Source organism: Candidatus Poriferisocius sp. (genome assembly GCF_965214065.1).
In the GTDB taxonomy this organism is placed as follows: Bacteria; Actinomycetota; Acidimicrobiia; order Acidimicrobiales; family Bin134; genus Poriferisocius.
Map to the genome: position 1 here is coordinate 328,801 of NZ_CBDCAT010000028.1, position 24,395 is coordinate 353,195.

The window sequence follows — 24,395 nt, forward strand, 5'->3', positions numbered from 1 at the left end:
CACGGGTCTGTAGCGATTGAAGACCGCGCGGCGTTTAAGGAGCTTTTATATCAGGGACAAGATGTCCTTATTGATGTCTGGCTCAAAGACTTGGAGTACGTCAAGTTCACCATCCTCAACGTCTATTCGAACAGCCCGAAACTCTGGTTCCAGGACACTGACCGCTATCGAAGGCATTGGACTTTTGATGGGAAGTTTCGCAGTATAGGACTCAAAGAAGTCGTCGACTGCTGTTGGGGAGGAATGGCCAGGGGCGTTTTGATCTACCATCCTAATGTTGTTGCGCCGGACGGCTCTTTGGGAGTTTACCGTTGGGAATTCCAGCCTTCGGATTCCTTTGATTTTCGCGAGGTGTCACTGGTTCAGGAGACACTGGCTGCTGCGATGCCTTTCCTCAAGGATAACTTGGCCTATTATCCCTTCATAAGCCCTAGAGCTAAGAAGAAATACGAGCAGGAAAAATCGCTGTATGACGCTTCGAGGGTGAAGATTCTTAGAGATAGTGACATTCGTCCTGATGTTGAGTATGTGGCGTATAACGAGGCTGAGGGTTATGGGTTGTTGGGGGTGTTCGAGCCGGGCGAGTCGCCGGGTCCTCGTGATGTAGCGATTTTGTCAGTGTTGCCGAACGATTTGCCGCGGGCGGCGGGGGTTATCACGACGGTGCCGCAGACGCCGTTGTCGCATGTGAACTTGCGGGCGATCCAGAACGGGACGCCGAATGCGTTCATCCGCGACGCGCTCGACGATAAGGCCGTGATCGACCTCGTGGGCAGTTATGTGTATTACCGCGCGACCGCGGGTGGGTTCACTTTGCGGGCCGCGACGAAGGCGGAGGTGGACGCGTATCACGCTGCGTCGCGGCCTGCGAGCGTGCAGGTGCCCCAGCGGGATCTGAGCGTTCAGGCGATCACGTCGCTGGACGACATCGAATTCGAAGACTGGACTGCGTTCGGGGTGAAAGCGGCGAACGTAGCGGAGTTGAGCGGGCTCACGACGCTGGCAGCGGGGGTCGCGCCGGACGGGTTCGCGGTCCCGTTCTATTTCTACGAAGAGTTCATGAAGCAGGCCACCCTCGACAAAGAAACGATCCTGGGGAAGAAGAAGGCGCCGGCTGAGGAGAAGATCACGCTGCCGGCTGGAACGACATTGGCTTCAGCCGTAACTCAGATGCTGGCTCACCCGAAGTTCGGGACCGACTTTGACATCCAGGAGGAGATGCTGGACGACTTGCGCAAGGCGATCAAGAATGCCGCCTCCCCGTCCTGGATCATCACCGCGCTGACAACGATGCACGACTCGTTTCCTGCGGGCACGTCGCTGCGCTACCGGTCGAGCACTAACAACGAGGACCTTCCTGATTTCAACGGTGCCGGCCTGTACGACTCCAAGACCCAGGATCCCGACGAGACTGCCGATGACGGCATCGACAAGTCGATCAAGGCGGTGTGGGCGAGCCTTTGGAACTTCAGAGCGTTCCTCGAGCGCGAGCACCACCGCATCGACCACCTCGCGACCGCGATGGGTGTCTTGGTGCACCCGAACTACTCCGACGAGCTGTCGAACGGGGTGGCGGTCAGCTTCGACCCGGTTACCGGCCTCGACGGCCACTACTACGTGAACACCCAGCTCGGCGAGGATCTGGTCACCAACCCCGAGGCGAACTCGCTGCCCGAGGAGCTCCTTTTGGACTCCGCGGGAGCGGCCACTGTTTTGGCCCGCTCGAACCTCGCCCCGGAGAACAAGCTGTTCATGACCGACGCGCAGATGATCCAGCTTCGCAACAGCCTCAAGGCAATCCACGACCACTTCGAGACGCTCTACAACCCCGCCGACGGCGACGAATTCGCCATGGAGATCGAGTTCAAGATCACCTCAGCCAACCAGCTCGCCATCAAACAAGCCCGCCCCTGGGTGTTCAGCCAACCCATTACAGAATGCGTGCCCCAACTCCCGACAGACGCCGTCACGGTTGGGGAAGTCCAAGTCTGGCGCGACGGCCACAACTACCCCGACCATGTGCGGCGATGGAACCGCGTGCTTGCCGCCCTCGGCATCGACACTGGCGAGGCCAAGATGACCGCGGCGGAATCGAAAACGCTAGAGGCCAAGTACATCAACAGCCGCTGGGAGCGCACCACCCGCACCCTGCTGGCAATCGAAGACTGCGGCACCACCCCCGCAGAACCCGAGATCAGCATCGCTGCGGGTTCCGCGGTGGCCGAAGGCGGCGACACAAGCTTCACGTTGACAGCCAGTCCTGTGCCTGCGGCCGATTTGGATGTTGAGGTGTCGGTCACCCAGAGCGGCGACTATGGCGTCACAACCGGGCTGCGCATGGTCACCATCCCCACAACCGGCAGCTACACCTTGACTGTCTCTACCAGCGACGACAACGAGGACGAGGCCGATGGGTCGGTGACCGCGGCTGTAAGTGCGGGCATGGGTTATACGGTTTCGTCGGGCAGCGGGAGCGCCACGGTGGCGGTGTCTGATGATGACGTGCCCGAGGTCAGCGTCGCTGCGGGCGGCGATGTGACCGAGGGCGGCGATGCGACCTTCGCGGTGACCGCCGATCCGACGCCGCATGCGGCCCTTTCTGTTGACGTGGCGGTTGCGCAGAGCGGCGATTTCGGTGCGACGACCGGTGTGCAGACGGTGACGGTCCCGACGTCGGGCAGCTTCACCTTGACTGTTTCTACCAGTGATGACGGTGATGACGAGGCGGATGGGTCGGTCACTGCCACGGTGAGCACGGGCGCGGGTTACACGGTGTCGTCGTCTTCGGGTTCGGCGTCGGTGGCGGTGTCTGATGATGACGAGGGCGGGTGCAGCGTGGCGTTGCCTGACGACGCTGTCACCGTTGATGAGATCACCGCTTGGCGGGATGCCTTGTCGTCTGCTGCTGCGGCGGGGGTCAAGAGGTTCAATCGTGTGCTGGCTGCTTTGGGCACCGACACGGGTCATACGCCGATGACTGCTGAGCAGGCTCAGGGTGTGGCTGATTGGCTGGGGAACTCGCGTTGGGATCGCATTGCGCGCACTTTGGCGGCGGTGGAGCAGGCGCAGTGCGACGTTGAGCCTGAGGTGAGCATCGCCGCAGGCGGTGCTGTAACTGAAGGCGGAGACGCTAGTTTCACGGTCACTGCGTCGCCGAAGCCTGTGGCTGATCTGGATGTGACGGTGACTATCGCGCAGAGCGGCGATTTCGGTGTGTCGGCGGGTTCGCGGACGGTGACGATCCCGGCGTCGGGCAGTTTCGCTTTGACGGTTTCTACGACGGGTGACAGCGTCGACGAGCCCGACGGGTCGGTCACCGCCACTGTCGGCAGTGGCACTGGTTACACAGTGTCGTCTTCGGCGGGTTCGGCGACGGTCTCGGTTTCCGATGACGACGACCCGCCTCCGCCGCCGCCTCCTCCTGCGGATTGTGTTTCTGATGAGACGTTGGGGTTGGCGCGTGATTATTACGAGCTGCATCGTGATCGCGCGCCTGGTTATGGCCGTAACTGGCTTCGGGTGCTGGTGGCGTTCGGCGATGTGGCGGATGATCAGTTGACCGCGTTCACTGCGGCTGAGGCGCTCGCACGCGAGCAGCTCTGGTTCGGGTGGCGGCCGTTCCGCGAGGCGTTGGAGTGCATCGAGGCAGCCGGGCAGAAGCCGCCTCCGCCTCCGGTTCCGGAGATCAGCATTGCTGCGGGCAGCGGTGTGACCGAGGGCTCTGTGGCGTCGTTCACGCTCACCGCGTCTCCCGCGCCGGCGGCTGCTTTGTCGGTGGATGTGACGGTGTCGCAGTCGGGTGATTTCGGTGCGGCGACCGGGGCGAGCACCGTGACGATCCCCACCACGGGCAGCTACACGCTGACCGTGGACACCACTGGTGACAGCATCGACGAGGCCGACGGGTCGGTGACCGTCGCGATCGACACCGGCACCGGCTACACGGTGTCGTCGTCAGCCGGCTCGGCGGCGGTCGCGGTCGCAGACGACGACGACCCGCCACCGCCGCCTCCGCCACCGCCGGCTGACCCCGAGATCAGCATCGCCGCAGGCAGCGATGTCGCTGAGGGGGCCGCGGCGACGTTCACGCTCACAGCCAGTCCTGCGCCGGCGTCGGCTCTGTCGGTCAGCGTCACCGTCGCCCAAAGCGGCAGCTTCGGCGTGTCCACCGGAGTCCGCACGGTGACCATCCCGACCGGCGGGAGCTACACGCTGACCGTTGCCACTTCCGATGACAGCGCAGACGAGGCTGACGGGTCTATCACCGCCGCCATCTCAACCGGCACCGGTTACACGGTGTCATCATCAGCCGGTTCAGCGACGGTTGCGGTAGCAGACGACGACGACCCGCCTCCGCCGCCGCCCCCGCCTCCGCCGGCTGAACCGCAGATCAGCATCGCGGCGGGCAGCGATGTCGCTGAGGGGGCCGCGGCGACGTTCACGCTCACCGCTAGCCCTGCGCCCGCGGCGAGTCTTGATGTCAGCGTGACCGTGTCCCAAAGCGGCAACTTCGCCAGCACCGGCGAGCGGACGGTCACTATCCCGACGACTGGCAGCGTGACGTTCACCGTCGCTACCACCGACGACACAACCGACGAGGCCGACGGCTCGGTGACAGCCACGATCGACAGCGGCCCCGGCTACACAGTGTCAGCGACCCAATACGCGGCGACGGTGGCGGTGTCCGACAACGATCTGGCCCCCGCTGGTCCGCCGACGGTGACCGTCAGCGACGCCACCGCTGTTGAGGGCGCGCAGGACCTTGGGTTTGTGGTGACACTGTCGAAGCCCAATCCCGTCCCGATCACGTTCCGCTACGGCGGATACGGCCGCACCGCGACGCTGTGGCAGGACTGGAGCATTGAATTCAGGAGGACGTTCACGCTGGCTGCGGGCGACACCAGCATCGAGGTGACCGTGCCGGTCATCGACGACGACACCCCAGAGGACACCGAGACGCTGCGCGTGTACGTGTACGCCACCAGCGGGATCGTCATCCGCGACGGCTTCCTCTACGCCACCGGCACAATCTCCGACAACGACTGAATCGCCGCTCTGCCACCAGGCGCGACAATTAGCCTGGTCTGATGCCATCAATCCTTGGCCACCCGGTCTTGCGGCGGGAGGATCCCCGTTTTCTCACCGGTCATGGCTCTTATGTGGCCAACCTGGTTCCTCCCGAGGCTGCCCATGTCGTCTATGTGACTTCGACTGAGGCCCATGCCCGGCTGTTATCTGTCGATACGACGGCCGTCGCGGCCAGCCCCGGTGTTCTCGGGGTGTTCACCTCCGCCGACTTGGATCCCGGCGTGGCGGTCTACCCCACTCCGTTTCCGGGAATGAACGACCAGATGGTTCGCACCATGCTGGCTCGCGACGTCGTCCGCTATGTGGGAGAGCCGGTGGTGGCCGTGGTGGCCGACGACCCTGGCCAGGCCGCCGACGCCGCCGACTTGGTGGTTGTGGACTACGAGCCGCTGCCCCCGCTGGTCGACATGGAGTCGTCGCTGAGGGGTGATGTGCTTCTGTTTCCCGGTATCGACGACCAGACGGTGTATCGCTGTGCCACCGATGAGATGCCCGACTTCGACCAGTGCGAGGTGGTGGTGCAGGCGCGATTTCGCAATCAGCGCATGTCGGCTGCCCCCATCGAAGCCCGAGCGGGCTTCTCGCACTGGGATGGAGACCGGCTGATCCACCACACCGCGACTCAGGGCAGCCACAACGTGAAGACGGCGCTTATGGGCATTCATGGGCTGAAGCCCGAGCAAGTGCTGGTGATTACCCCTGATGTGGGGGGCAGCTTTGGAGCGAAGTTCCGCTGCTATCCCGAAGAGGCTCTCTTGGGCTGGCTATCCCGCCGACTGGGCCGTCCCTGTGCCTGGATCGAGGCTCGTACCCAGTCGATGACCGGGCTGGGCAGTGGCCGAGGCCAGATTCAAGACGTAGTGGTGGGCGGCAGCCGCGACGGTCAGATTGGCGCCTACCAGCTCGACGTGATCCAAGACAGCGGGGCCTATCCGCTCATCGCCGGGTTCTTGCCCCGAATGACCATGGCTATGTTCACCGGCGTCTACAAGATCGCCTGCGCCGGGTTTCGGGCGGTCTCAGTGCCCACCTCCACCACTCCGAATGGGGCTTTTCGGGGCGCCGGTCGGCCGGAGGCGGCCTCGGCCATCGAGCGGGCTGTGGACCTGTTCGCCGCTGAGATCGACATGGACCCCGCCGAGGTGCGCCGCCGCAACTTCCTTGATCCCGAGGCGTTTCCCCACTCGACCGCGTCGGGAATGAGCTACGACTCCGGCGACTACCAAATGGCGCTGGATCTCGCCTTGGAAGCGGCCGGATACGAGGATTTGCGGGCTGAGCAGGCCGCCCGCCGACTCGGCGGCTCGAAAGCGCTCATGGGGATAGGCCTGTCCACCTACGTGGAGGTCACCGCCACTACCGGGGGCGGAGATTTCGCCTCAGTAGAGCTGGGCACCAATGGCACGGTGACCGCGGTGACCAGCTCCACCCCCCACGGGCAGGGCCATGAGACGGTTTGGCCCATGATCGTGGCCGACGTGCTGGGCATCGCCCTAGACCGGGTAGTTGCGGTGGGAGGCGACACCGACTGCACGCCCCGGGGACAGGTCACCGGCGGGTCTCGCTCGGCTCAGATCGTTGGGTCGATGCTGGTCGATGCGTCTCGACGGCTGGTGGAGCAGGCGCTGCCGGTAGCAGCTGATCTGTTGGAGGCTTCGGCCGCCGATGTGGTCCACGACCCTGAGGGCGGCAGCTTCCATGTGGCCGGAACCCCGGCGGTGTCGGTGGGATGGGCCGAAGTGGCCGCTGGTCTGGATGGCCCGCTGGCGGTGGAGTCGGATTTCGAGATCGGGGGCCAGACATTCCCGTTCGGCGCCCATGTGGCCGTGGTGGAGGTGGACGCCGAGACCGGCCGGGTGGAATTGGTGCGGCTGGTTGCAGTGGACGATGCCGGCACCGTGTTGAATCCGCTGATATTCGACGGCCAGATTCACGGTGGCATCGCCGGGGGCGTTGCCCAGGCCCTGATGGAGGAACTGGTCTACGACGCGGATGCCAACCCGCTCACCACCAACTTTGCCGACTACCCGGTGATCTCCGCGGCGGAGCTCCCCAGCTTCGAGTTGATCCGCTCTGAGACTCCCACCGACCGGAATCTGCTGGGGGCCAAGGGCGTCGGAGAGTCGGGCACGGTAGGGGCCACCGCCGCGGTGCAGAATGCGGTGGTGGACGCTCTGGCGCCATTCGGCGTCCGCCACCTGGACATGCCCCTGACGCCCGAGCGGGTTTGGAAAGCCATCCAGGACCATGGTTGAGCAGATCTCGGAAGAGAAGATGCCGGTAATTGGGGTGACGCTGTCGAATCGGCCGCCGCCTGCCGCAGCCGCCGTGCCGAGTGAGAAGATAAGGGGCCATGAGCGCGGTTGATGTTGTTCGGGCAGCGACTAGGCATAGCGACGCTGCCTATCCCGGGCCGACTGTCGAAGCAGTCGGCGGATGCGCGGCCCGGCAGGTCAGCCCTGACGGCGCCTCGCTGTGGTTGGTGGCCGCCGACCTGGCCGCTGGCACAGAGCTGAGTTGGGGCACCGAGCATGGAGACGAGGCGGTGTATGTGCGCTCCGGTAGCCTGACCGTCGACGGGCGAGTCTGCCCCGCTGACGGGGCCGTGATCGTGGAGGCCGGGGTGGCTGCGACCGCGACTGCGGAGTCCGAAACCAGCATCGTCCATGTGGGACCGGCGGATCCTTTGCCGCCGTCCGATGGTTTGCGGGGACCGGCCGATTCCGAGGGCCGGGGAGTGCGGGTGATTGGCCCCGACGGCGTGTGGGCCACGGTGGACGACACCCAGCGCACCCGGTTCTTCTCCGACGCATCGTCTACTACCAACCGGCTGTGGCTGCTGGCCACCGACCGCCCCAAGTACTTCGAGTCGTCGGCCCACAGCCACTCCCAAGATGAGCTGATCCACGTGCTGCGGGGCGAGGTCCGAGTAGGCCGCCGGGTCGTCGGCGAGGGAGACACCCTGTGGGTGGCCGCCGACCGCCGATACAAGCTCTACAGCGGCGACGACGGCGTCCACTTCATCAACTACCGCCGCGACGCCTCGGTCATGACCTCCCCCAACTACGACGGCCCCCTGCTCGAAGCCGGTGAGGCCACCAACATGACCTGGGTCAACGACACCCGCTGACGAATTCTGCGAGTGCCTGCCACTTCCGTGCATAAGCGGGTAATTTGCAGCGTGTTTCGTCGCGCCATCGGGATCACCGCAGTGTTGCTGAGCCTCGGGATGCTCGCAGTCGCTGCGGGTTGTGATGGCGACCCTGTGACGGTACTGGAGGTGAGCTCTGTGGAGCTTGAGGCCGCTCCCACCGTGGCCCCGACTCCGTTACCCACCGCGGTGCCAACGTCGCCACCTCCGACTATGCCTGCCACTCCAAGTCCGACCGTCGAGGAGTCGCCAGCAGCAACCCTCGATCCAACGGTGGAGCCAACTGCCACGCCTGATCGCTCTGCCGAGGAGTTCTTGGCTTCGCTGGCCGGGGAGTTCCACTTCCTTTTGGCCGAAGAGTACGAGGACTTGGCTGAGATCTCCGAAGAATGGAACCCCGACTCTCAGATCTCAATTGCGGTGGTGCTTCCCGACGAGACACTCCACGGTTACCTACCCACAGAGTCTCGGATCTCGGCCAGCGCGGTCAAGCCGCTGTGGGCCGCGGCCGCCCTTGAAGCGGCCGGAGTGGAGGCGGTGAGACCGCTGGCCTATGACGCTTTGATCCTGTCCGACAACTTGGCTGGTGGAAGGTTGATCGATGTGGCCGGGGGAGTGGACGCGGTGAACAACTGGACCAGGAATGTGGCCCGATTGCCCTACACCAGGCTGGAGGCGTGGCGCTTCCAAGACCCCAATCGGGTGGCCGGTGATTTCCGACCCGAAAATCCCCTGGGCAACCGTACCTCTATGGCCGAACTGGCCCTTTTCTTTGTCCGTCTGTACAAGGGTGAGCTCTTGGACCCTGACGAGTCGGCGGCCCTTCAACACTGGCTGCTGGACACCTCTCATACGCTGAATTCTCCGAGAGACCTCGACGGCGTCTTGCTTGATCGGCTGCCTCCGCAAGTGGCTGAATCGTCGCTGCACAAGGCGGGTTGGCTTCGACCAAACTGCTGTCCAGCGGAATACCGGCAGATGATCGATTCCGGCGTCATTGTGCTTCCTGACGGCAGCTGGTTTGCCCTGGCCATCATGAGCGCCCGCGGGGAGTTCTACGACCTGACCAACCAATGGGTGTCACTGGCTGCGTGTCGTATCTACGCATTTGTGGCTGAAGATGGCGACCTTGTCTGCGAACGGGAAGGCGACGGCGTCCACGACCCTGAGATCTGGCCCGAAGCAGAAACTGGCGGCTAACAGCGGGCTTCTCCGCTCCGACATCTGCGACACCAGCAAGCCATGCCAGCATGGGGTCATGCAGGACTTTGACAAAAAGGTGACGGTCATTACCGGGGCGGCCAGCGGGATTGGAGCGGCATTGGCCGCCGGATTCAGCGCTGAGGGGGCCAAGGTAGTGGCCGCAGACATCGATCTCGCGGGAGCCACGGCCACTGCCGACGCCATCGGTGACAATGCGGTGGCAGTTGAAGTAGACGTCGCCGATCGGGCATCGGTCGAGGCGCTGGCCGACGCCGCCTGGGATGCCTTCGGGCAGGTAGACCTCCTGTTCAACAACGCTGGTGTGTTCCAGGCCGGGCTCATGTGGGAGCGCACCCCGGCCGATTGGGACTGGGTGCTCGGCGTGAACGTGTACGGCATCATCAACGGTGTGGCCGCCTTCGTGCCCCGAATGATCGCCCAAGACACCGAGGGCCACATCGTGAACACCGCCTCGGTAGCCGCTTTCGTGGCCGGTGGATTCTCCAGCCCCTACGTCGTGTCGAAGTGCGCCGCCTTCTCACTCACCGAGTGCCTGGCACTGGACCTGGCTGCGGTGGGGGCCAAGGTCAATGCCTCGGTGCTCACCCCCAGCGCCATCGATACTGCCATCGCCCACACCGCCCGGGTAAGGGACGATCGCTACGGCACCGACGACAGAGAGGACAACGCCTTCGTGGTGGAGTCGCTTGCCAAGATGACCGCGGCAGGCATCTCACCCGCTGATGTGGTTGGCCCGGTTATGGCGGGCATTCGAGCTGGCGACTTCCTCATCCCCACCAAGCCCAGCTACACCAACCAGCTCCAAGTTCGCTACGACGCCCTGCTGGAGCGAAGGGTCCCCCCAACCGCCGAGGTCGACTAGTTAACTAGTTGCATGACCCGGGGTGCGGCCGTTGCTCTCGCTATGGTCGTGCTCCTTGCCGGGTGCGGCCAAAGCACCCCCTCTTCGCGTATTTCTGTGTCGCCGGTTCCCTCTCCTTCGGAAGCGCCGTTAGAGCCTGCCTCGCCAACTCCGGTGCCAACAGGGTTGGAAGCCACGCCAGAATCCGTTGCGGACACCACGCCGCCAATCACTCCGGAACCCGAGCCGGGTGCCGCGCCGCCAATCACTCCGAATCCCGAGCCGGGTGCCGCGCCGCCGACCACTCCGAATCCCGAGCCGGGTGTCGCGCCGCCGACCACGCCGAATCCCGGGCCGGGTGCCGCGCCGCGGACCACGCCGAATCCCGAGCCGGCCACCACGCCACAGCCCACACCGGAAGCGACCCCGACGCCGACGACGCTACCTACCCCACCGGTCAATTCTGCGACCCCCAATCCCACTCCGACTCTCGACGAGTCTGCTCCAGTCATGTACCTCACGTTCGACGACGGCCCTCATCCCGTCTACACGCCCCAGATGCTCGATGTATTGGCCCGATATGGAGCTCGGGCCACGTTCTTCGTTGTCGGGTCGCTGGTTGAGGCCTATCCCGGTACCACCCAGCGCATAGTCGACGAGGGGCACACCCTCGGCAATCACACCTGGAATCACGAGGCTCTCGGGGGTCTGTCTCGCGAGGAGTTCGACGAAACCATCGGCAGGACCCAGGCATTGCTTAGTCGTTGGGGCAGCACCTGTTTGAGGCCCCCCTACGCATCTATGGATGCATCCACTCGGGATTGGGCAGCCGAGCACGGATTGACCGTGTTCACGTGGGACACCAGCCCCAAAGACTGGCTCCAAGTCTCGGCGCAGGACATCTCCCAACACATCGTGGATTACGCCCGAGACGGCGTGATCATGCTGCTTCACGACGGAGGTGGCGACCGCTCGCAAACGGTAGTCGGCCTCGACAGCGCGCTCAGCCAGTTGTCCCGCCGTGGCTACCGCTTCGAACCGCTCTGCACTTGACGAAATAGGTCGACCGAGGCTGTTGACCAGCCGCTCACTAGGGTGAGGTGCATGGGAAAGAGAGCGGCGGCGATTGTGGGGCTCACAGAGTGGGCGCCTAAGCGGGTATGGGACGAGCCCATGTTCACCATGGAGGCTTGTGCCCGGCTGGCGGCCGAGGTGCTGGCCGATGCCGAGGTGGACAAGGGCGAAGTGGACGGTCTGGTGATCAACGGCCTGCGGGAATCGCCAATGTTCGCCCCTTCGGCGTTAGCTGAGTTCTTGAGCATTCGCAGCAACTTCAACGAAGTGGTCGATCTGGGCGGGGCCACCCCGGCGGGAATGGTGTGGCGGGCGGCCGCCGCCATTGAGGTAGGGATTTGCGAAACGGTTCTGGTGTTCACGCCGTCGGTTCCCGCCCCGCCCCAGCCGGGGGCCAACGGCGGCTCCATGAAGATGAAGATGGGGGCCTACATGGGCGGCGAAGTCTGGGGCTCTCCCCAGGGGCAGTTCGAGATCCCCGCCGGACTGGTGGCCGCCACCCCCAGCTTCGCCATGGCCGCCAGCCGCTACATGGCCGAATACGGAGTGAGCGAGGAGACGCTGGCCAAGGTGGCGGTGGACTCCCGCTACAACGCCCAGGCCAACCCCATGGCGGTGTTCTACGGCAAGCCCATAACCGTCGACGACGTGATGAGTTCCCGGTATGTGGCCGATCCGCTGAAGCTGCTGGAGATCGTCATGCCGTGCTACGGCGGCTCCGCGGTGCTGGTGACCACCGCCGAGCGGGCCGCCCGGTGCCCGCACCGCCCGGTGTATGTGAGCGGCTACGGCGAGCACCTCACCCATAAGAGCATCACCTACGCCCCCGACATCGTAGATACCCCCATTCGCCTGGCTGCCGACCGGGCGTTCGCCATGGCCGGGGTGTCACGCGACGCGGTGGACATGGCCTCGATGTACGACTGCTACACCATCACCGTGCTGTTGACCATCGAAGACGCCGGATTCTGCCCCAAGGGCCAGGGCGGGCGGTTCATCGACGAGCACAGCCTGCGCTATGACGGCGACTGGCCCCTCAACACCCACGGCGGGCAGCTGGGCATGGGCCAAGCTGGATTGGGCGGCGGCATGAGCCACATCACCGAGGCTGTGCGCCAGGTGCAAGGCCGCGCTGGCGAGCGCCAGGTGCCCGACTGCAACATCGCCTACGCCAACGGCACCGGGGGAATGCTGGCCGAGCAGGTGGCCCTCATCTTGGAGGGGGCTTGATGGTTCACTTCTCTGCTGATGGCCGGCCCCTGCCCACTCCCACACCCATCACCGCGCCGTATTTCGATGGCCTGCGGGAACACCGCCTAATCCTCCAGCGCTGCCCCCGCCACGGGTACTTCTTCTACCCCCGGGGCCGGTGCCCAGTTTGCCTGGGCGACGACTGGGAATGGGGGGAGCTGAGCGGAAAGGGCACGGTGTACTCGTTCACTGTCGACCGAGCCGGCCACGACCCGGCCTTGTCCAGCCGCATCCCGTTTGCCATCGCTCTAGTGGACCTGGATGAGGGCCCCCGCCTGGTGGGCAACATGGTGGACTGCGATATCGCTGACATCGCGGTGGGCATGGCCGTGGAAGCCGCCTACGAAGACGTGGACGACACCACCCTGCTGGGCTTTCTCCCCGCCACCTAGCTGTCGTTGAAGGCCTGCCAGGTGGGGTCTTCGTAGGGGAGGGTGCCAAGGCCGTCGGGGTTCTCGGGCCAGTTGGCCGGAGGCAGGCCCAGGGGGTTCGCTCCCACCTCCGCGCCGTAGAACAGCTTGTGGAGGCGGCGAACGAAATACCAGTGGCCGTCTCGGCGCTCGTAGGTGTCGTCGTAGCGGATGGCCTGATGGATCCACCGGTCACCCTCGGCAACCTCGGCCTTGCAATAGACGTGGCCAGTGGCGCGATCGTCGTCGATCAAGTCGATCTGGTGAGTGCCGATGTTCAAAACCGACGGCCCGATGGCTCCCAATGACTTCTCGAAGTCACCCCTCAGGGCGTCCCGCCCAAAAGCGTCCCTCCCTACCCGCACATCGTCGATGAACAGCCCAACGAGGGCATCCAAATCTCGCCGGTCCACCGCCACCGCATACCGGGCCGCCAACTGCCGAATCTCCTCATAGGCCAACAGGCGGGTTACATCGTCCATCGTGCTAGGTGCCTTCGGCCAACCGGTTCTCGGTCCAGTCGATTTGGAGTTCTCTTTCCGCGATGCGCCAGCCCTCGTCGAGGCGGACGAACTGGTCGTGGTAGCGGATGAACATGATGAAGTCGGTGGCCGGAGTCCCGTCGTCGGGAACCGTCAGGTGGTGGGCAATGCAGTAGGTCTCGCCGGTGGCGGTGTCGCCGGTGACCTCGGTCTGCTGCTGGCCCAGGAAGTGGAAGGTGGCGTTGTAGCTCATCCGGGAGATGGCCCGGGCGATCTCCTCTCGGCCTGTCCGCTCACTGAGGATCGTTCCTCCGCTGGGCAGGTCCACGCGGCGCAGCACTCCGTCGGGGGCAAAGCAGGCCGCCACGCCCTCGGGGTCGCCCCGGTCCACACAGCGGGCGTAGTCGGCGGCGAGGTCGGCCAAAGCATCTCGATCAGACATGGCCCCATGTTGACACCTTTTCGACGCTCTTGGCGATGGGGGTAGGCTCGCGGCCATGGCTGTAATCGATGCTGTTGATCTGGATGTGCGCCGCGTAGCGGGAGCGTTGGGCGCCGAGGTTCGGGGGCTGTCGCTGGCCTCGGTGTCCGATGCCGAGTTCGCCCTCATCCAAGAGCTGCTCGACGAGCATCTGGTGCTGTTCTTCCCCGACCAGCACCTCACCCCCGACGAGCACCGGGCTTTCGCCGTTCGCTTCGGCGAGCCGGAGATCCACCCCTACATCCCCAAGCTGGACGAGGACCATCCTGAGATCGTGGTGCTGAGGGGCGAGTCGGGTTACGTGGCCGACGTGTGGCACACCGACTGCACCTTCGAGCAGTCCCCCCCCATCTGCTCGGTGCTCAACGCCATGGTCATGCCCGCCGCCGGCGGCGACACCATGTGGTCCAACATGTACAAGGCCTACGAGACGCTGGCCGAGCCCACGAAGCAGATGATCAACGGGCTCACTGCCATCCACACCGCGGCCAACTACGGCCAACCCGACCACAAGGCCGAGCATCCCATCGTTCGCCGGCACCCCCGCACTGGCCGGCCGTCGCTGTACGTGAACAAGCAGTTCACCCGGCGCATCCCCCAGCTCAGCCGAGACGAGTCTGAGGCGCTGCTGGACCTGCTCACGGCCCACGCTTCTAAGACCGATTTCACCTGCCGCTACAGCTGGAGTGAGGGCACCATCGGCATCTGGGACAACCGAGCCACCCAGCACTTCGCGGTGAACGATTTTGAGGGCAATCGGGCCATCAGCCGAGTCACCATCCTGGGCGACCACCCCGAACCCGCTTTCGACACCACCCAGTGGGCCCCCTACCAATACGAGCGGGTCTCCGCCGCCGCCTACGGCCTCGACCGCGACTAGCTGCCAACGCCCAAGAGGACCCCGTCTGTTGTCCTCGTCGGCAAGCGCCGTAGCAGCCTACGCTGCATGGCCGATGGGGATGCAGCGAGGGGGTGAGCCTCGATGAGCGAGAAGGTAAACCATGTTGGGTTGGCGGTGGCCGACCTGGATGCCGAGGCTGGATTCTGGATCGGGGCGCTGGACTTCGAACGAGTCGGGGCCCTGGATGCTGACGACGAGGCCACTGGCCAACTTCTTCAGATGGAGAAGCCCGGTTTGCGGGCGGTGTATCTGCGCAAGGGCGAGTTCGTGCTCGAGTTGTTGCAATTCCGCGGCGCCGGGGTGGTGGAGCGGCCGACCCGGGTGATGAACGAGCCCGGCCTCACCCACCTCTCGCTTAATGTCGCCAATCTGGACACGGCGCTTGAGCAGGTGAAAGCCCACGGCGGCGAAGTGTTGGAAGACACACGCCTGTGGAATGTTGCCGTGATGATCCGAACCCCGGCCGGGCAGCTTGTGGAGCTGCTGGTCGGCTTCGAGACTCCGACCAACGACCTGGGAGAATGACCCGGTGATAGGAAACCCCAGAACCTATTGGGAGGCGATCGAGGGCCGAGCTGCCGCTTCCCCCGACGCCCCGCTGACCATCGAACCTGACGGCACGGTGATGACCTTCGCCGGGTTCCGGGATTCCGCCGAGCGGGCCGCCGCCGGGTTGGCCGACCTGGGTATTTCCGCCGGCTCCCGGGTTTCATGGCAGCTGCCCAATGGCCGGGCGTCGCTCATCTTGTCGGCTGCTCTGGCCCGGCTGGGGGCCGTCCAGAATCCGATCATCCCCATCTACCGGGAGCGGGAGGTGGGCTTTGTGGTCCGCCAAACCGGGGCCCGGCTCCTTGTGGCGCCGTCGGTGTGGCGAGGCTTCGACTACCAGGCGATGGCCAACACCGTGGTGGCCACCACCGAGGACTGCGACGTGCTGGTGTGCGACGGCGACCTCCCCGAGGGCGACCCCGCCACGCTGGCCCCGTTCGAGGCGCCCTTAGACGACGAGGGACGGCTGCCGGTGCGGTGGATCTACTACACGTCGGGCACCACCGCTGACCCCAAAGGGGCCAAGCACGGCGACGACTCGGTGATCGCCGCCGCCCGCCACGTTTGGGAGAACCTGGAACTGCGGGCCGACGACGTGTGGCCGCTGGCCTTCCCGTACACCCACATCGGTGGCATCAGCCTGCTCATCGCCACCCTGGTGTGCGGCACTCCCATGTTGATGGTGGAGAGCTTCAGTCCCGAAACCGACACCCGCTTCTTCCGGGAGCACGGGCTGACATTGGCCGGCTCGGGCACCCCATTTTTCATCGCCTTTCTGGCCGAGCAGCGCAAGACCCCTGACCAGCCGATCTTCCCCAAGATGCGGGCCGCCATCGGCGGAGGTGCCCCCAAGCCGGCTGGGCTCCACATGGAGGTCAAGAACGAGATGGGCGGTGTGGGCATCATTTCCAGCTACGGGCTCACCGAGTGCCCCATCGTCACCTACTGCTTCCTCGATGATCCCGACGACAAGCTGGCCAGCACCGAGGGTCGGATTCTGGGCGACACCGACTGGAAGCTGATCGACGGAGAGCTGCTGTTGAAGGGCCCGACTCTGTGCCGGGGCTATCTGGACGATGCGCTGAACGAGACCGCTTTCGACGACGAGGGGTTCTTCTTCACCGGCGATCTGGCCGAGGTCGACGACGAGGGGTTCGTGACCATCGTCGGGCGCAAGAAGGATGTGATCATCCGCAAGGGGGAGAACATCTCGGCCAAGGAAGTGGAGGACGTGTTGTTTTCCCACCCGAAAGTAGGCGATGTGGCAGTCATCGGGCTGCCCGACGCGGTCTCGGGAGAGCGGTGCTGTGCCGTGGTGGCACCCAAGGCCGGGGAGGCGTTCAGCTTTGGCGAGATGGTGGAGCACTGCAAGGAAGTCGGACTCATGAACCAGAAAATCCCCGAGCAGTTGGAGATCGTCGACGAGCTGCCCCGCAACCCAGTGGGCAAGGTGCTCAAAAAGCAGCTCCGGGAAACGTACGGAGTGTGACCGCAATGCCCACAGAACAGTCTAATGTCTTGCTGATCGTGTCCGACGAGGAGCGGCGCAACCCGTGGCTGGACGGGGTGGTGGACATGCCGGCCCACGACCGGCTGCGCCGCGACGGCTTGGACTTCAACCGCTACTACACCCATTCCTCACCGTGCTCGCCGTCTCGGGCCAGCCTGTACACCGGCAGCTACCTGGCCGAGCACGGCGTGGTGGACAACGTCAGCTTTCCGGCACACACCGCGCTCGACCCGGCCATTCCCACCGTGGGGCGGCTGATGCGCGACGTCGGCTACGAGTCGGCCTACCTGGGCAAATACCACCTGACCCACGAGCCTATGCCCGACATGGAAGCCTTCGGCTACAGCGGCTGGCAAGGCGACGACCGCCACTACATCGGCGGTCCGTGGACCGGCCGGCATTTTGACCCAGTAATCGCCGACCAGGCGGTTGACTGGCTGCAAACCCACGGTGCCGACCCTTCCGTAGGTCCGTGGTTTTTGACCGTGGCGCTGGTGAACCCCCACGACGTGATGTGGTATCCGCTGGACCAGCCGTCATTCCAGGAGTCCAACCCCGACCTGATGGGCGTGTTCAACTTCCTCCACGAGCACATGCTGGGCGGCCAGGTCGATCTGGAACCCCTCGAGGAGATCTACCCACGACGCTTCACTCAGCTGCCTGACAATTTCCACGACGACCTCCACACCAAGCCCGAGGTGCAGCGGGCCTGGCGGCATGTCCGAAATCGGGAGCACATGGTGGGCCACATGGCCCACGACGACATCGATTCCTGGCTGCGCCAACTGGACTACTACGCCTGGCTCCACGAGCTGCTGGACCACAGCATCGCCTCGATTCTCGGCGCTCTCGACGACATCGGGGCCTATGACGACACCGTGGTCATCTACACCTCCGACCACGGCGACGCTTGCGGGTCGCACGGACTGCGGGCCAAGCTGCCGTGTGTGTACGAGGAGGTCATGGGGGTGCCGCTCATCGTCAAAGCCCCCGGACTCACCCCAAAGGGTGCGTCCACCGATGCGCTGGCCACTCATGTGGATCTGGCCGCCACCATCGCCGCCCTCGGCGGGGTGGACATCGACAGCAGTCCCACCCTGTCGGGCAAAGATCTCACCCCATCGCTGGCTGATCCCTCGACGTCGGTGCGGGACTATGTGCTGTTCAGCCAGGACAGCGCCCAGTCGGAGCTGCTCCGCCACAGCCGCTACGCGGTGCGGGGCTTCTTCGACGGCGAGACCAAGTACGCCCGCTACTACGGGGTGGGCGGCGGCATCGACCGCACCGGCAATCCCGCCCCCGAGCCGAAGCTGTTCGACACCGACGCCGACTTCGACGACCACGACCACGAGTGGTACTCCCTGGCCGAAGATCCCCACGAGGTGGTCAACCTGGCCAACGACCGCTCCCGCCGGTCCGAGCTGCGGGATCTATTCGGCCGCTTGCTGGAGTACGAGGCTGCCGAGCTGGGTGGCTAGTTCTATTTGGGGCGGCACCCGTGTAGGGTGGTCAGCCTGACGGTCGCTGGCCCCCTAGTTATTCCCAAGCCGGTTTTCCGGGGCTGGTCCCACGCGCTGGCCGCGGTAGCCGCCACGGTGCTCGCCCCCATTGTCGTCACTCTGGGACCAGGTGGAGCTGACCGTGCGATTGTGGCGGTGTATGCCATCGCCGTGGTCTTTATCTTCGGAGTAAGCGCGGCCTACCACGCGGGCAACTGGACCCCGTCGGTGAAGGATATATTCCGCCGCCTGGACCATTCGATGATCTTCGTCTTCATCGCCGCCAGCTACACCCCGGTGGGGTTCTTCGCGCTGGGGACCGGATCAGCCCAGCTGGTCTTGGGCGTGGTGTGGGCAGGTGCCGCGCTCGGTGTCATCGGCCGAGTTGCGTGGCTTCACGCCCCCCGATGGGTGTTGGTCGCCCCTTATCCGGTGGTCGGTTGGGCCGCGCTGCTGGTAATTGGCGAGATCTGGGCCAACATGGGCGTCGCCGGGGCGACGCTGCTGTTCATCGGTGGGGGCCTGTACACCCTGGGCGCGCTCATCTATGCCTTCCGGCGCCCCGATCCATGGCCGCGCTGGTTCGGCTATCACGAGATCTTCCATCTATTGGTCATTGCCGCGGTGGCCCTTCACTACGTGGCCATCACCTTCTTCGCCCTTCCGCTGGCCTGAGTAGGCGAAGGGGTACAGCCATCGGCCGAATAGTTTTCGCCCGTTCCAGGAGGGGTCAGAACGAGGCTGATATGCAGTCACTGGAATTCGACTTGCAGGCCTTTCCCCAGAGCCTAGGCCCAGAGGTGCTCGACGACATCGCCAACACCTACGAAGGGTTGTGGGAGGCCATACAGACGGCTCACAACACAGGGACGTGCACCAAGGATTTCATCCGCGCCTGCGTTGATCGCCTGCGGAGTCTTGCCGACCGGATTGGCACCGCCCCAACCGATGACGCCATCCGCGCCGAGGCCGACACGTTCGACCGAATGGCCCGCCGGGCCGCCCGCTCCACAAGTACTGCTGCCGCCCGCCACATCCAGACGCAGTGCCACAGGCGATTTGCCGCCGCGGTGATCATCGCCAATCAGCGCCGCAGCAGCTAGCAGCAGGTCACTCGCGCTTCCAACCGCCGGTCTGAATTCGATTCCAGAACTCGGCGTCGCGCTCATCGGCAGGGCGGCCGACATGGGTCACCACGTCGACGTCGGGTGACTCGGCCCGCAGAGCCGCTGCGGTGCACTTCTCCCGCGGGCGGTGGGCGAAGGGGTCGAAGCCGTAGTGGCGCATGGCGTTTTGGTGGGTGATCTTGGCCACCACATCGGCGGGCAACTCGCCCATCAGCTTGGCAACGTACTCGGGGGCCTGGGGCCAGGTGCCGTCGGAGTGGGGGTAGTCCGACTCCCAGCACAGATTGTCCACGTTGAACTCGTCCAGCAGCTTCACCCCGATGCGGTCGTTGATGAAGCAGCACAGAATGTGGTTGCGGAACACGCCGGTGGGGCTGCCGTCGATGCCGAACTCGTGCTTGGTCCAGCCCGAGTGGCGGTCTTGCACGTGCTCAGCCCGCCACAAGAAGTAGGGGATCCAGCCGATGTCGCCCTCGGTGAGCGAGAACTTCAGATCGGGGAAGCGGTCCCAGAACTCGGCCCATACCAGCTCTACCAGGGTGGAGATGGTTAGCGCGGAGGAGAGGGTCATCGGCACGCTGGGAGGAGCGTCCGGCGAAGCCCCCATCGACCGGGACGACGACCCCAGGTGGCAGCACAGCACCGTGCCCAGATCGCTGCACGCCGCGAACAGCGGATCCCACGCCCCGGAGTGGATCGAAGGCATGCCCAGCATCGCCGGGTTCTCCGAGAAGGTCACCGCATGGCAGCCTTTGCTGGCCAGCCGCTTGACCTCGGCCACCGCCCGTTCGATGTCGAACAGGGGCAGGATGCCGCAGGGGATGAAACGGTCGGGATAAGCCCCGACCCACTCGTCGATATGCCAGTCGTTGTAGGCCTTGATCATGATCTCGTTGAGGTCGGGATCGGGACCCTCGTTGAGCACCTGGCCGGAGAATCCGGTCCAGTTGGGGAAGTTCAGCCCGGCAAGCTGGCCGCCGGCGTTCATGTCCCGCACCCGCTCGTGAACGTTGTAGCAGCCGGGGCGCATCTCGTCGTAGCGGCTGGCGTCGATGTTGTAGTGCTCCCTGGGCTTGCCGGCCACCGCGTTCAACCCCAGATTCCGGCCGGGCAGCTTGCCGTAGTACCACTGCTCCCGCCCGTTCTCGTCGGTGACCACCTTGGGGGCGTGCTCCTTGTACTTGTCGGGCACATGGGCCTCGAACATGTCGGCCGGTTCGGCGATGTGGTCGTCAACGCTGATCAAGATGAGATCGTCGGGGTTCATGGGGGTTCCTCTGAGGTGATTCCTAGGACTTTCTAGGGTTCAACGGTAATGGAGACGGCCTCGTGGTTGCCTGCTTGGACCAAGGTCTGAACGGCATCTGCGGCCTGATCCAAGGGGAAGTGGTGGGTGTGGAGGCGTTCCACCGGCAGTGACCCCGACTCGATGAGCCGCACCGCCTGGCGGTAGCTGTGGTAGTCCACAGTGCGCACTCCGATGACGGTCTGATAGCGCATGGCAACGTCGTCGGACGGAAAGCCGTCCACCCCATGGCCCTTGAGTCCGGCCAACACGATGGTTCCTCCGGGGCGAGCCATGGACACCGCATCCACCACCGGCTGGGTGGCGTGGGGGGTGGTGTCCACCACGATGTCGGTGCCCCGCCCGTTGGTTTCAGCCAGGACTCGTTCCACCGCGTCCTCTGTCTCGACATCAATGGTCACGTCGGCGCCGAGTTCGGTGGCCAGAGTCAGTTTGTGGGCGTCTTGGGACCCCAGGCCGGTCACGAAAATGGCCGACGCCCCCGCGGCCGCGGCCGCGATCACGCAGGCCAGCCCCCGTTGGCCGGGACCGAGCACGGTGACGGTGTCGCCGTAGCGCAGGCCAGGGGCCGAGACTGCCCAGGCGAAACCCGCACCCAGGGGGTTGTACAGCGCGGCGATGCGAGGCGGGATGGAATTGTCGATCTTGTGGGGGACCGATCCCGGCGCCAGGTACATCATCTCGGCGTATCCGCCCCACAGCGCTGGCGCACGTCCGGTGGGGGTGAACCCGTGGTTGCCGGGCGCCACCCGGCACATCTGCTGGTCGAGGCACGCCAGACAACGCCCGCATCCGTAGGCGGCCTCGGCCACCACCCGGTCGCCGGGCTTCAGTCCCCAACGAGCCGCGTACTGCTCACCCACCTCTTCGATGGCTCCCACCGGTTCGTGGCCGGGGATCACCGGGTAGTTCATCAGCGAGCTGCCCGAATACGTCTCTACGTCAGTGCCGCAAATCCCGCATGCCTCGATCCGCAGCAAAGCGTCATCCTCGCCCACCCGCGGTCGGGCGAACTCCTGCATTTCCAGTTGCCCTGGCCCCACCTGCACCATCGCCCGCACCGAGTCGCTCATGGCGTGATCCTACGACGCGGATAGTACGGCTACGGCCCTGACCACTAGGTTTGGCCGCGCCGCCAGCTCTTCGGCATCCCTTCACCCCCTACACCTGAGGTATTCGTGCTCGCCTCCTATGCCCGCGCCAGCTTCCGCCACCCGTGGCGGGCGGTTCTGGTCTGCGTCGTCGTTTTGGCTGCCATATTGGCTGCCATCGGGATCGTCGGCCCGTCGTTCGACAGCCAACGGGAGATCCCTTCCACCGAGAGCGGGGACGGGTTCGACGTCCTCGAAGCCCACTTCGAGGAGTTCGGCTCCGGGCTAACCGGCTCGATCGTCTTCGAGGCCGAGGCGGGAGCCCGCGACCCCGAGGTTGAAGCAGCCATGTCAGCTTTGTTCGAAGAGGTGCGGGCCATCGAAGATGTGGCGCTCGTCTCCCCTTATGAGCCTCAGGGCTTGCGCCTGATCTCGTCTGCCGGAAGTGCTCCCGGCACCATTGCTTACGCGCCGATCACCCTCGATCCCAGCGTCGACGACAACGAATCGGGCGATATCGGCGACGAGATCAGAGGCCTGATCGACGACGCAGGTCTGAACGACACCCCCGGATTGCGAGTGGAGATCGGCGGCTACGCACTGTCGGGGTTCGAACCCCCCGAGGCCGAGGCCATCGGGCTGGCCTTCGCCATCGTCGTGCTGATTCTGGCTCTCGGGTCGGTGGTGGCCATGGGCACCACCGTGCTGGTCGCGTTGCTGGGGGTGGGCGCGGGAATTGGGCTGATGATCTTGTTGACCAACGTCGTGCAGATCCCCGATCTGGCGCCGACCCTAGGCCTGATGATCGGCCTCGGGGCCGGCATCGACTATGCGTTGTTCATAGTGACACGCTACCGGGAGTCGCGCGGCCGAGGGCTTGACGCCGAGTCGTCCGCCGTGGTGGCGCTCGACACCGCCGGGCGCTCGGTGGTCTTCGCCGGCATGACCGTGGTCATCTCGCTGCTCGGCCTCTCCTTCATCGGAGTGAGGTTCATAGCCGGGGTCGGCCTGGCGGCCTCGGTAACGGTGGCCATGGTGGTATTCAGCTCGATCACCCTCTTGCCGGCGGTGCTGTCGCTGTTGGGGGATCGGATCAACGTCACCCAGTGGCGGGGTATCGCCATCTCCGGTCTGGTGGCCATCGCGTTGTTGGGCGTGGGTTTCGGGTTCCGCCCCTTGCTGGTCGGCTTGCCCCTGGCGTTGGTGGTTGCAGTGCTCGGGTTTATTCGCTCTCGACACAACCCCCTGCGGCGACGTCTTGCGCCGCAAGCGGCGAAGCCGCTGCGCCAGACCTTGTGGTACCGCCTGAGCCGCACGGTCCAGAACCGCCCCTGGTCGTACGCCATCGGGGGCGCTGCCCTTCTCTTGCTCTTGGCATCGCCGGTGCTCGATCTCCGCCTAGGTTTTTCCGATGAGGGCAACATGGCCGAGGACACGTCGGCTCGGCAGGCCTATGACCTTCTCGCCGAGGGGTTCGGTCCCGGTGCCAATGGCCCCGTGATGATCGTGTCGGAGGTGCAAGGGCCGGCCGATCTCGAAGCGCTCAACCGGCTGTCGGGAGTCCTGAACCAAACCCCGGGTGTGGCGGTGGCATCGCCCCCCCAACCAAGCGGCGATGGTGAGGCCGCATTCATACAGATCCAGCCCACGACTGCGCCTCAAGATGCCGAAACCGAGGCTCTCGTGAATGCCCTGCGCGATGACATTTTGCCGAGCGCAGTGGCGGGCTCGACCCTCCGGCCTCTGGTGACCGGGGCGGTGGCGGCCGACATCGACTTCTCCGACTATCTGGGGGGTCGGCTCATCGTGTTCTTCTTGGCCGTGCTGACCCTGTCGTTCTTCCTGTTGATGATGGTCTTCCGGTCCTTGGTGGTCCCCCTCAAAGCGGTGATCATGAACATGCTGTCGATCGGCGCGGCATACGGCGTCATGGTCATGGTGTTCCAGTGGGGCTGGGGTGGCTCGATGATCGGGGTGGACTCCGGACCCATCGAGCCGTTCATCCCGATGATGCTGTTCGCGGTGGTCTTCGGGCTGTCGATGGACTACGAGGTGTTCCTGCTCTCTCGAATCAAAGAGGAGTTCGACCGAACGGGCGACCCCGTGAACTCCGTGGCCGACGGCCTCGCCGTCACCGCCCGGGTGATTACCGCCGCGGCCGCCATCATGGTCGTAGTGTTCCTCAGCTTCGTGCTGGAGGACGATCGCGTCCCCAAGGTTTTCGGTCTGGGCCTCGCCACCGCAGTGTTCATCGACGCCACCTTCGTGCGCATGCTCATCGTGCCGTCGACCATGGAGCTTCTTGGCGCCCGCAACTGGTGGCTGCCAGCTTGGCTCGACCGCCTGCTGCCAAATATCTCAATCGAAGGGGCCCGCCAGCCAGAGGATGCGGACGGCTGAGTCGACCGCT

The 24,395-nt window shown here is 64.9% G+C and carries 20 protein-coding genes; 15 read left to right on the top strand and 5 right to left on the bottom strand.

The features are described 5' to 3' along the window. The first annotated feature begins 528 nt into the window (after positions 1–528). The 5 genes from ACOOGG_RS12885 to ACOOGG_RS12905 all read left to right on the top strand — a co-directional run bounded on the left by ACOOGG_RS12885 (position 529) and on the right by ACOOGG_RS12905 (position 10,325). Positions 529–5,046, top strand: coding sequence for a PEP/pyruvate-binding domain-containing protein (locus ACOOGG_RS12885; protein ID WP_420435656.1), 4,518 nt, complete (start codon positions 529–531; stop codon positions 5,044–5,046). A gap of 41 nt (positions 5,047–5,087) precedes the next feature. Next, positions 5,088–7,343: a xanthine dehydrogenase family protein molybdopterin-binding subunit gene (locus ACOOGG_RS12890; protein ID WP_420435658.1), complete on the top strand. Its 2,256-nt coding sequence runs from the start codon at positions 5,088–5,090 to the stop codon at positions 7,341–7,343. A gap of 98 nt (positions 7,344–7,441) precedes the next feature. Further along, the gene (locus tag ACOOGG_RS12895) at positions 7,442–8,218 is read left to right on the top strand and encodes a hypothetical protein (protein WP_420435660.1); all 777 of its coding nucleotides are present in this window, start codon (positions 7,442–7,444) and stop codon (positions 8,216–8,218) included. Between the two features lie 51 nt (positions 8,219–8,269). Then, entirely contained in the window at positions 8,270–9,439 is a 1,170-nt protein-coding gene (locus ACOOGG_RS12900; protein WP_420435662.1) for a serine hydrolase, read from the top strand. A 58-nt stretch (positions 9,440–9,497) separates the two neighbouring features. Continuing rightward, complete coding sequence (locus ACOOGG_RS12905; RefSeq protein ID WP_420435664.1) at positions 9,498–10,325, top strand: SDR family NAD(P)-dependent oxidoreductase; 828 nt, start codon at positions 9,498–9,500, stop codon at positions 10,323–10,325. On the opposite strand, the gene ACOOGG_RS12910 is transcribed toward ACOOGG_RS12905, so the two are convergent. Then, positions 10,322–10,816, bottom strand: coding sequence for a hypothetical protein (locus ACOOGG_RS12910; RefSeq protein WP_420435666.1), 495 nt, complete (start codon positions 10,814–10,816; stop codon positions 10,322–10,324). The two genes, ACOOGG_RS12905 and ACOOGG_RS12910, sit on opposite strands and share 4 nt — an antisense overlap. Here ACOOGG_RS12910 and ACOOGG_RS12915 point away from each other — a divergent pair. The 3 genes from ACOOGG_RS12915 to ACOOGG_RS12925 are packed head-to-tail and all read left to right on the top strand — an operon-like array spanning position 10,815 to position 13,021. Further along, positions 10,815–11,357, top strand: coding sequence for a polysaccharide deacetylase family protein (locus tag ACOOGG_RS12915; RefSeq protein ID WP_420435668.1), 543 nt, complete (start codon positions 10,815–10,817; stop codon positions 11,355–11,357). The two genes, ACOOGG_RS12910 and ACOOGG_RS12915, sit on opposite strands and share 2 nt — an antisense overlap. A gap of 51 nt (positions 11,358–11,408) precedes the next feature. Next, positions 11,409–12,608, top strand: coding sequence for a thiolase family protein (locus ACOOGG_RS12920; protein WP_420435670.1), 1,200 nt, complete (start codon positions 11,409–11,411; stop codon positions 12,606–12,608). Next, positions 12,608–13,021, top strand: a complete 414-nt coding sequence (locus ACOOGG_RS12925; protein ID WP_420435672.1) for a Zn-ribbon domain-containing OB-fold protein — start codon at positions 12,608–12,610, stop codon at positions 13,019–13,021. Before ACOOGG_RS12920 ends, ACOOGG_RS12925 begins: the two co-directional genes overlap by 1 nt. On the opposite strand, the gene ACOOGG_RS12930 is transcribed toward ACOOGG_RS12925, so the two are convergent. Both ACOOGG_RS12930 and ACOOGG_RS12935 read right to left on the bottom strand, forming a co-directional pair. Further along, positions 13,018–13,521, bottom strand: coding sequence for a nuclear transport factor 2 family protein (locus ACOOGG_RS12930; protein WP_420435674.1), 504 nt, complete (start codon positions 13,519–13,521; stop codon positions 13,018–13,020). The two genes, ACOOGG_RS12925 and ACOOGG_RS12930, sit on opposite strands and share 4 nt — an antisense overlap. Before the next feature lie 4 nt (positions 13,522–13,525). Further along, positions 13,526–13,963: a nuclear transport factor 2 family protein gene (locus ACOOGG_RS12935; protein ID WP_420435676.1), complete on the bottom strand. Its 438-nt coding sequence runs from the start codon at positions 13,961–13,963 to the stop codon at positions 13,526–13,528. Positions 13,964–14,018: 55 nt separating this feature from the next. Between ACOOGG_RS12935 and ACOOGG_RS12940 the strand changes: the two genes are divergently transcribed. The 6 genes from ACOOGG_RS12940 (at position 14,019) to ACOOGG_RS12965 (ending at position 19,564) form a co-directional block, all read left to right on the top strand. After that, on the top strand, positions 14,019–14,882 hold the full coding sequence (locus tag ACOOGG_RS12940; RefSeq protein ID WP_420435678.1) for a TauD/TfdA dioxygenase family protein: 864 nt from the start codon (positions 14,019–14,021) through the stop codon (positions 14,880–14,882). A gap of 102 nt (positions 14,883–14,984) precedes the next feature. Then, complete coding sequence (locus ACOOGG_RS12945; RefSeq protein WP_420435679.1) at positions 14,985–15,428, top strand: VOC family protein; 444 nt, start codon at positions 14,985–14,987, stop codon at positions 15,426–15,428. Positions 15,429–15,432: 4 nt separating this feature from the next. Next, a complete protein-coding gene (locus ACOOGG_RS12950) occupies positions 15,433–16,941 on the top strand; it encodes an AMP-binding protein (protein ID WP_420435681.1) in 1,509 nt (502 codons plus the stop codon). A 29-nt stretch (positions 16,942–16,970) separates the two neighbouring features. Next, complete coding sequence (locus tag ACOOGG_RS12955) at positions 16,971–18,440, top strand: sulfatase-like hydrolase/transferase (RefSeq protein WP_420435683.1); 1,470 nt, start codon at positions 16,971–16,973, stop codon at positions 18,438–18,440. A 27-nt stretch (positions 18,441–18,467) separates the two neighbouring features. After that, positions 18,468–19,136 (top strand): PAQR family membrane homeostasis protein TrhA, encoded by a 669-nt coding sequence (gene trhA, locus ACOOGG_RS12960; RefSeq protein WP_420435685.1) that lies wholly within the window; start codon positions 18,468–18,470, stop codon positions 19,134–19,136. 71 nt (positions 19,137–19,207) lie between these two features. Beyond that, on the top strand, positions 19,208–19,564 hold the full coding sequence (locus ACOOGG_RS12965) for a hypothetical protein (RefSeq protein WP_420435687.1): 357 nt from the start codon (positions 19,208–19,210) through the stop codon (positions 19,562–19,564). A 7-nt stretch (positions 19,565–19,571) separates the two neighbouring features. On the opposite strand, the gene ACOOGG_RS12970 is transcribed toward ACOOGG_RS12965, so the two are convergent. Both ACOOGG_RS12970 and ACOOGG_RS12975 read right to left on the bottom strand, forming a co-directional pair. Continuing rightward, positions 19,572–20,855 (bottom strand): amidohydrolase family protein, encoded by a 1,284-nt coding sequence (locus ACOOGG_RS12970; RefSeq protein ID WP_420435688.1) that lies wholly within the window; start codon positions 20,853–20,855, stop codon positions 19,572–19,574. A gap of 32 nt (positions 20,856–20,887) precedes the next feature. Beyond that, positions 20,888–21,967, bottom strand: coding sequence for a zinc-dependent alcohol dehydrogenase (locus ACOOGG_RS12975; protein ID WP_420435690.1), 1,080 nt, complete (start codon positions 21,965–21,967; stop codon positions 20,888–20,890). A 105-nt stretch (positions 21,968–22,072) separates the two neighbouring features. Between ACOOGG_RS12975 and ACOOGG_RS12980 the strand changes: the two genes are divergently transcribed. Continuing rightward, positions 22,073–24,385, top strand: coding sequence for an MMPL family transporter (locus ACOOGG_RS12980; RefSeq protein ID WP_420435692.1), 2,313 nt, complete (start codon positions 22,073–22,075; stop codon positions 24,383–24,385). Positions 24,386–24,395 lie beyond the last annotated feature (10 nt).

What these genes read in the sequence shown, in the direction of transcription:
- ACOOGG_RS12895 (WP_420435660.1), top strand. Translation starts at nt 7,442, where the DNA reads ATGAGCGCGGTTGATGTTGTTCGGGCAGCGACTAGGCATAGCGACGCT.
- ACOOGG_RS12905 (WP_420435664.1), top strand. Translation starts at nt 9,498, where the DNA reads ATGCAGGACTTTGACAAAAAGGTGACGGTCATTACCGGGGCGGCCAGC.
- ACOOGG_RS12975 (WP_420435690.1), bottom strand. Translation starts at nt 21,967, where the DNA reads ATGAGCGACTCGGTGCGGGCGATGGTGCAGGTGGGGCCAGGGCAACTG.
- ACOOGG_RS12925 (WP_420435672.1), top strand. Translation starts at nt 12,608, where the DNA reads ATGGTTCACTTCTCTGCTGATGGCCGGCCCCTGCCCACTCCCACACCC.
- ACOOGG_RS12890 (WP_420435658.1), top strand. Translation starts at nt 5,088, where the DNA reads ATGCCATCAATCCTTGGCCACCCGGTCTTGCGGCGGGAGGATCCCCGT.
- ACOOGG_RS12935 (WP_420435676.1), bottom strand. Translation starts at nt 13,963, where the DNA reads ATGTCTGATCGAGATGCTTTGGCCGACCTCGCCGCCGACTACGCCCGC.
- ACOOGG_RS12965 (WP_420435687.1), top strand. Translation starts at nt 19,208, where the DNA reads ATGCAGTCACTGGAATTCGACTTGCAGGCCTTTCCCCAGAGCCTAGGC.
- ACOOGG_RS12940 (WP_420435678.1), top strand. Translation starts at nt 14,019, where the DNA reads ATGGCTGTAATCGATGCTGTTGATCTGGATGTGCGCCGCGTAGCGGGA.
- ACOOGG_RS12910 (WP_420435666.1), bottom strand. Translation starts at nt 10,816, where the DNA reads ATGACTGGAGCAGACTCGTCGAGAGTCGGAGTGGGATTGGGGGTCGCA.
- ACOOGG_RS12930 (WP_420435674.1), bottom strand. Translation starts at nt 13,521, where the DNA reads ATGGACGATGTAACCCGCCTGTTGGCCTATGAGGAGATTCGGCAGTTG.
- ACOOGG_RS12920 (WP_420435670.1), top strand. Translation starts at nt 11,409, where the DNA reads ATGGGAAAGAGAGCGGCGGCGATTGTGGGGCTCACAGAGTGGGCGCCT.
- ACOOGG_RS12945 (WP_420435679.1), top strand. Translation starts at nt 14,985, where the DNA reads ATGAGCGAGAAGGTAAACCATGTTGGGTTGGCGGTGGCCGACCTGGAT.
- ACOOGG_RS12915 (WP_420435668.1), top strand. Translation starts at nt 10,815, where the DNA reads ATGTACCTCACGTTCGACGACGGCCCTCATCCCGTCTACACGCCCCAG.
- ACOOGG_RS12970 (WP_420435688.1), bottom strand. Translation starts at nt 20,855, where the DNA reads ATGAACCCCGACGATCTCATCTTGATCAGCGTTGACGACCACATCGCC.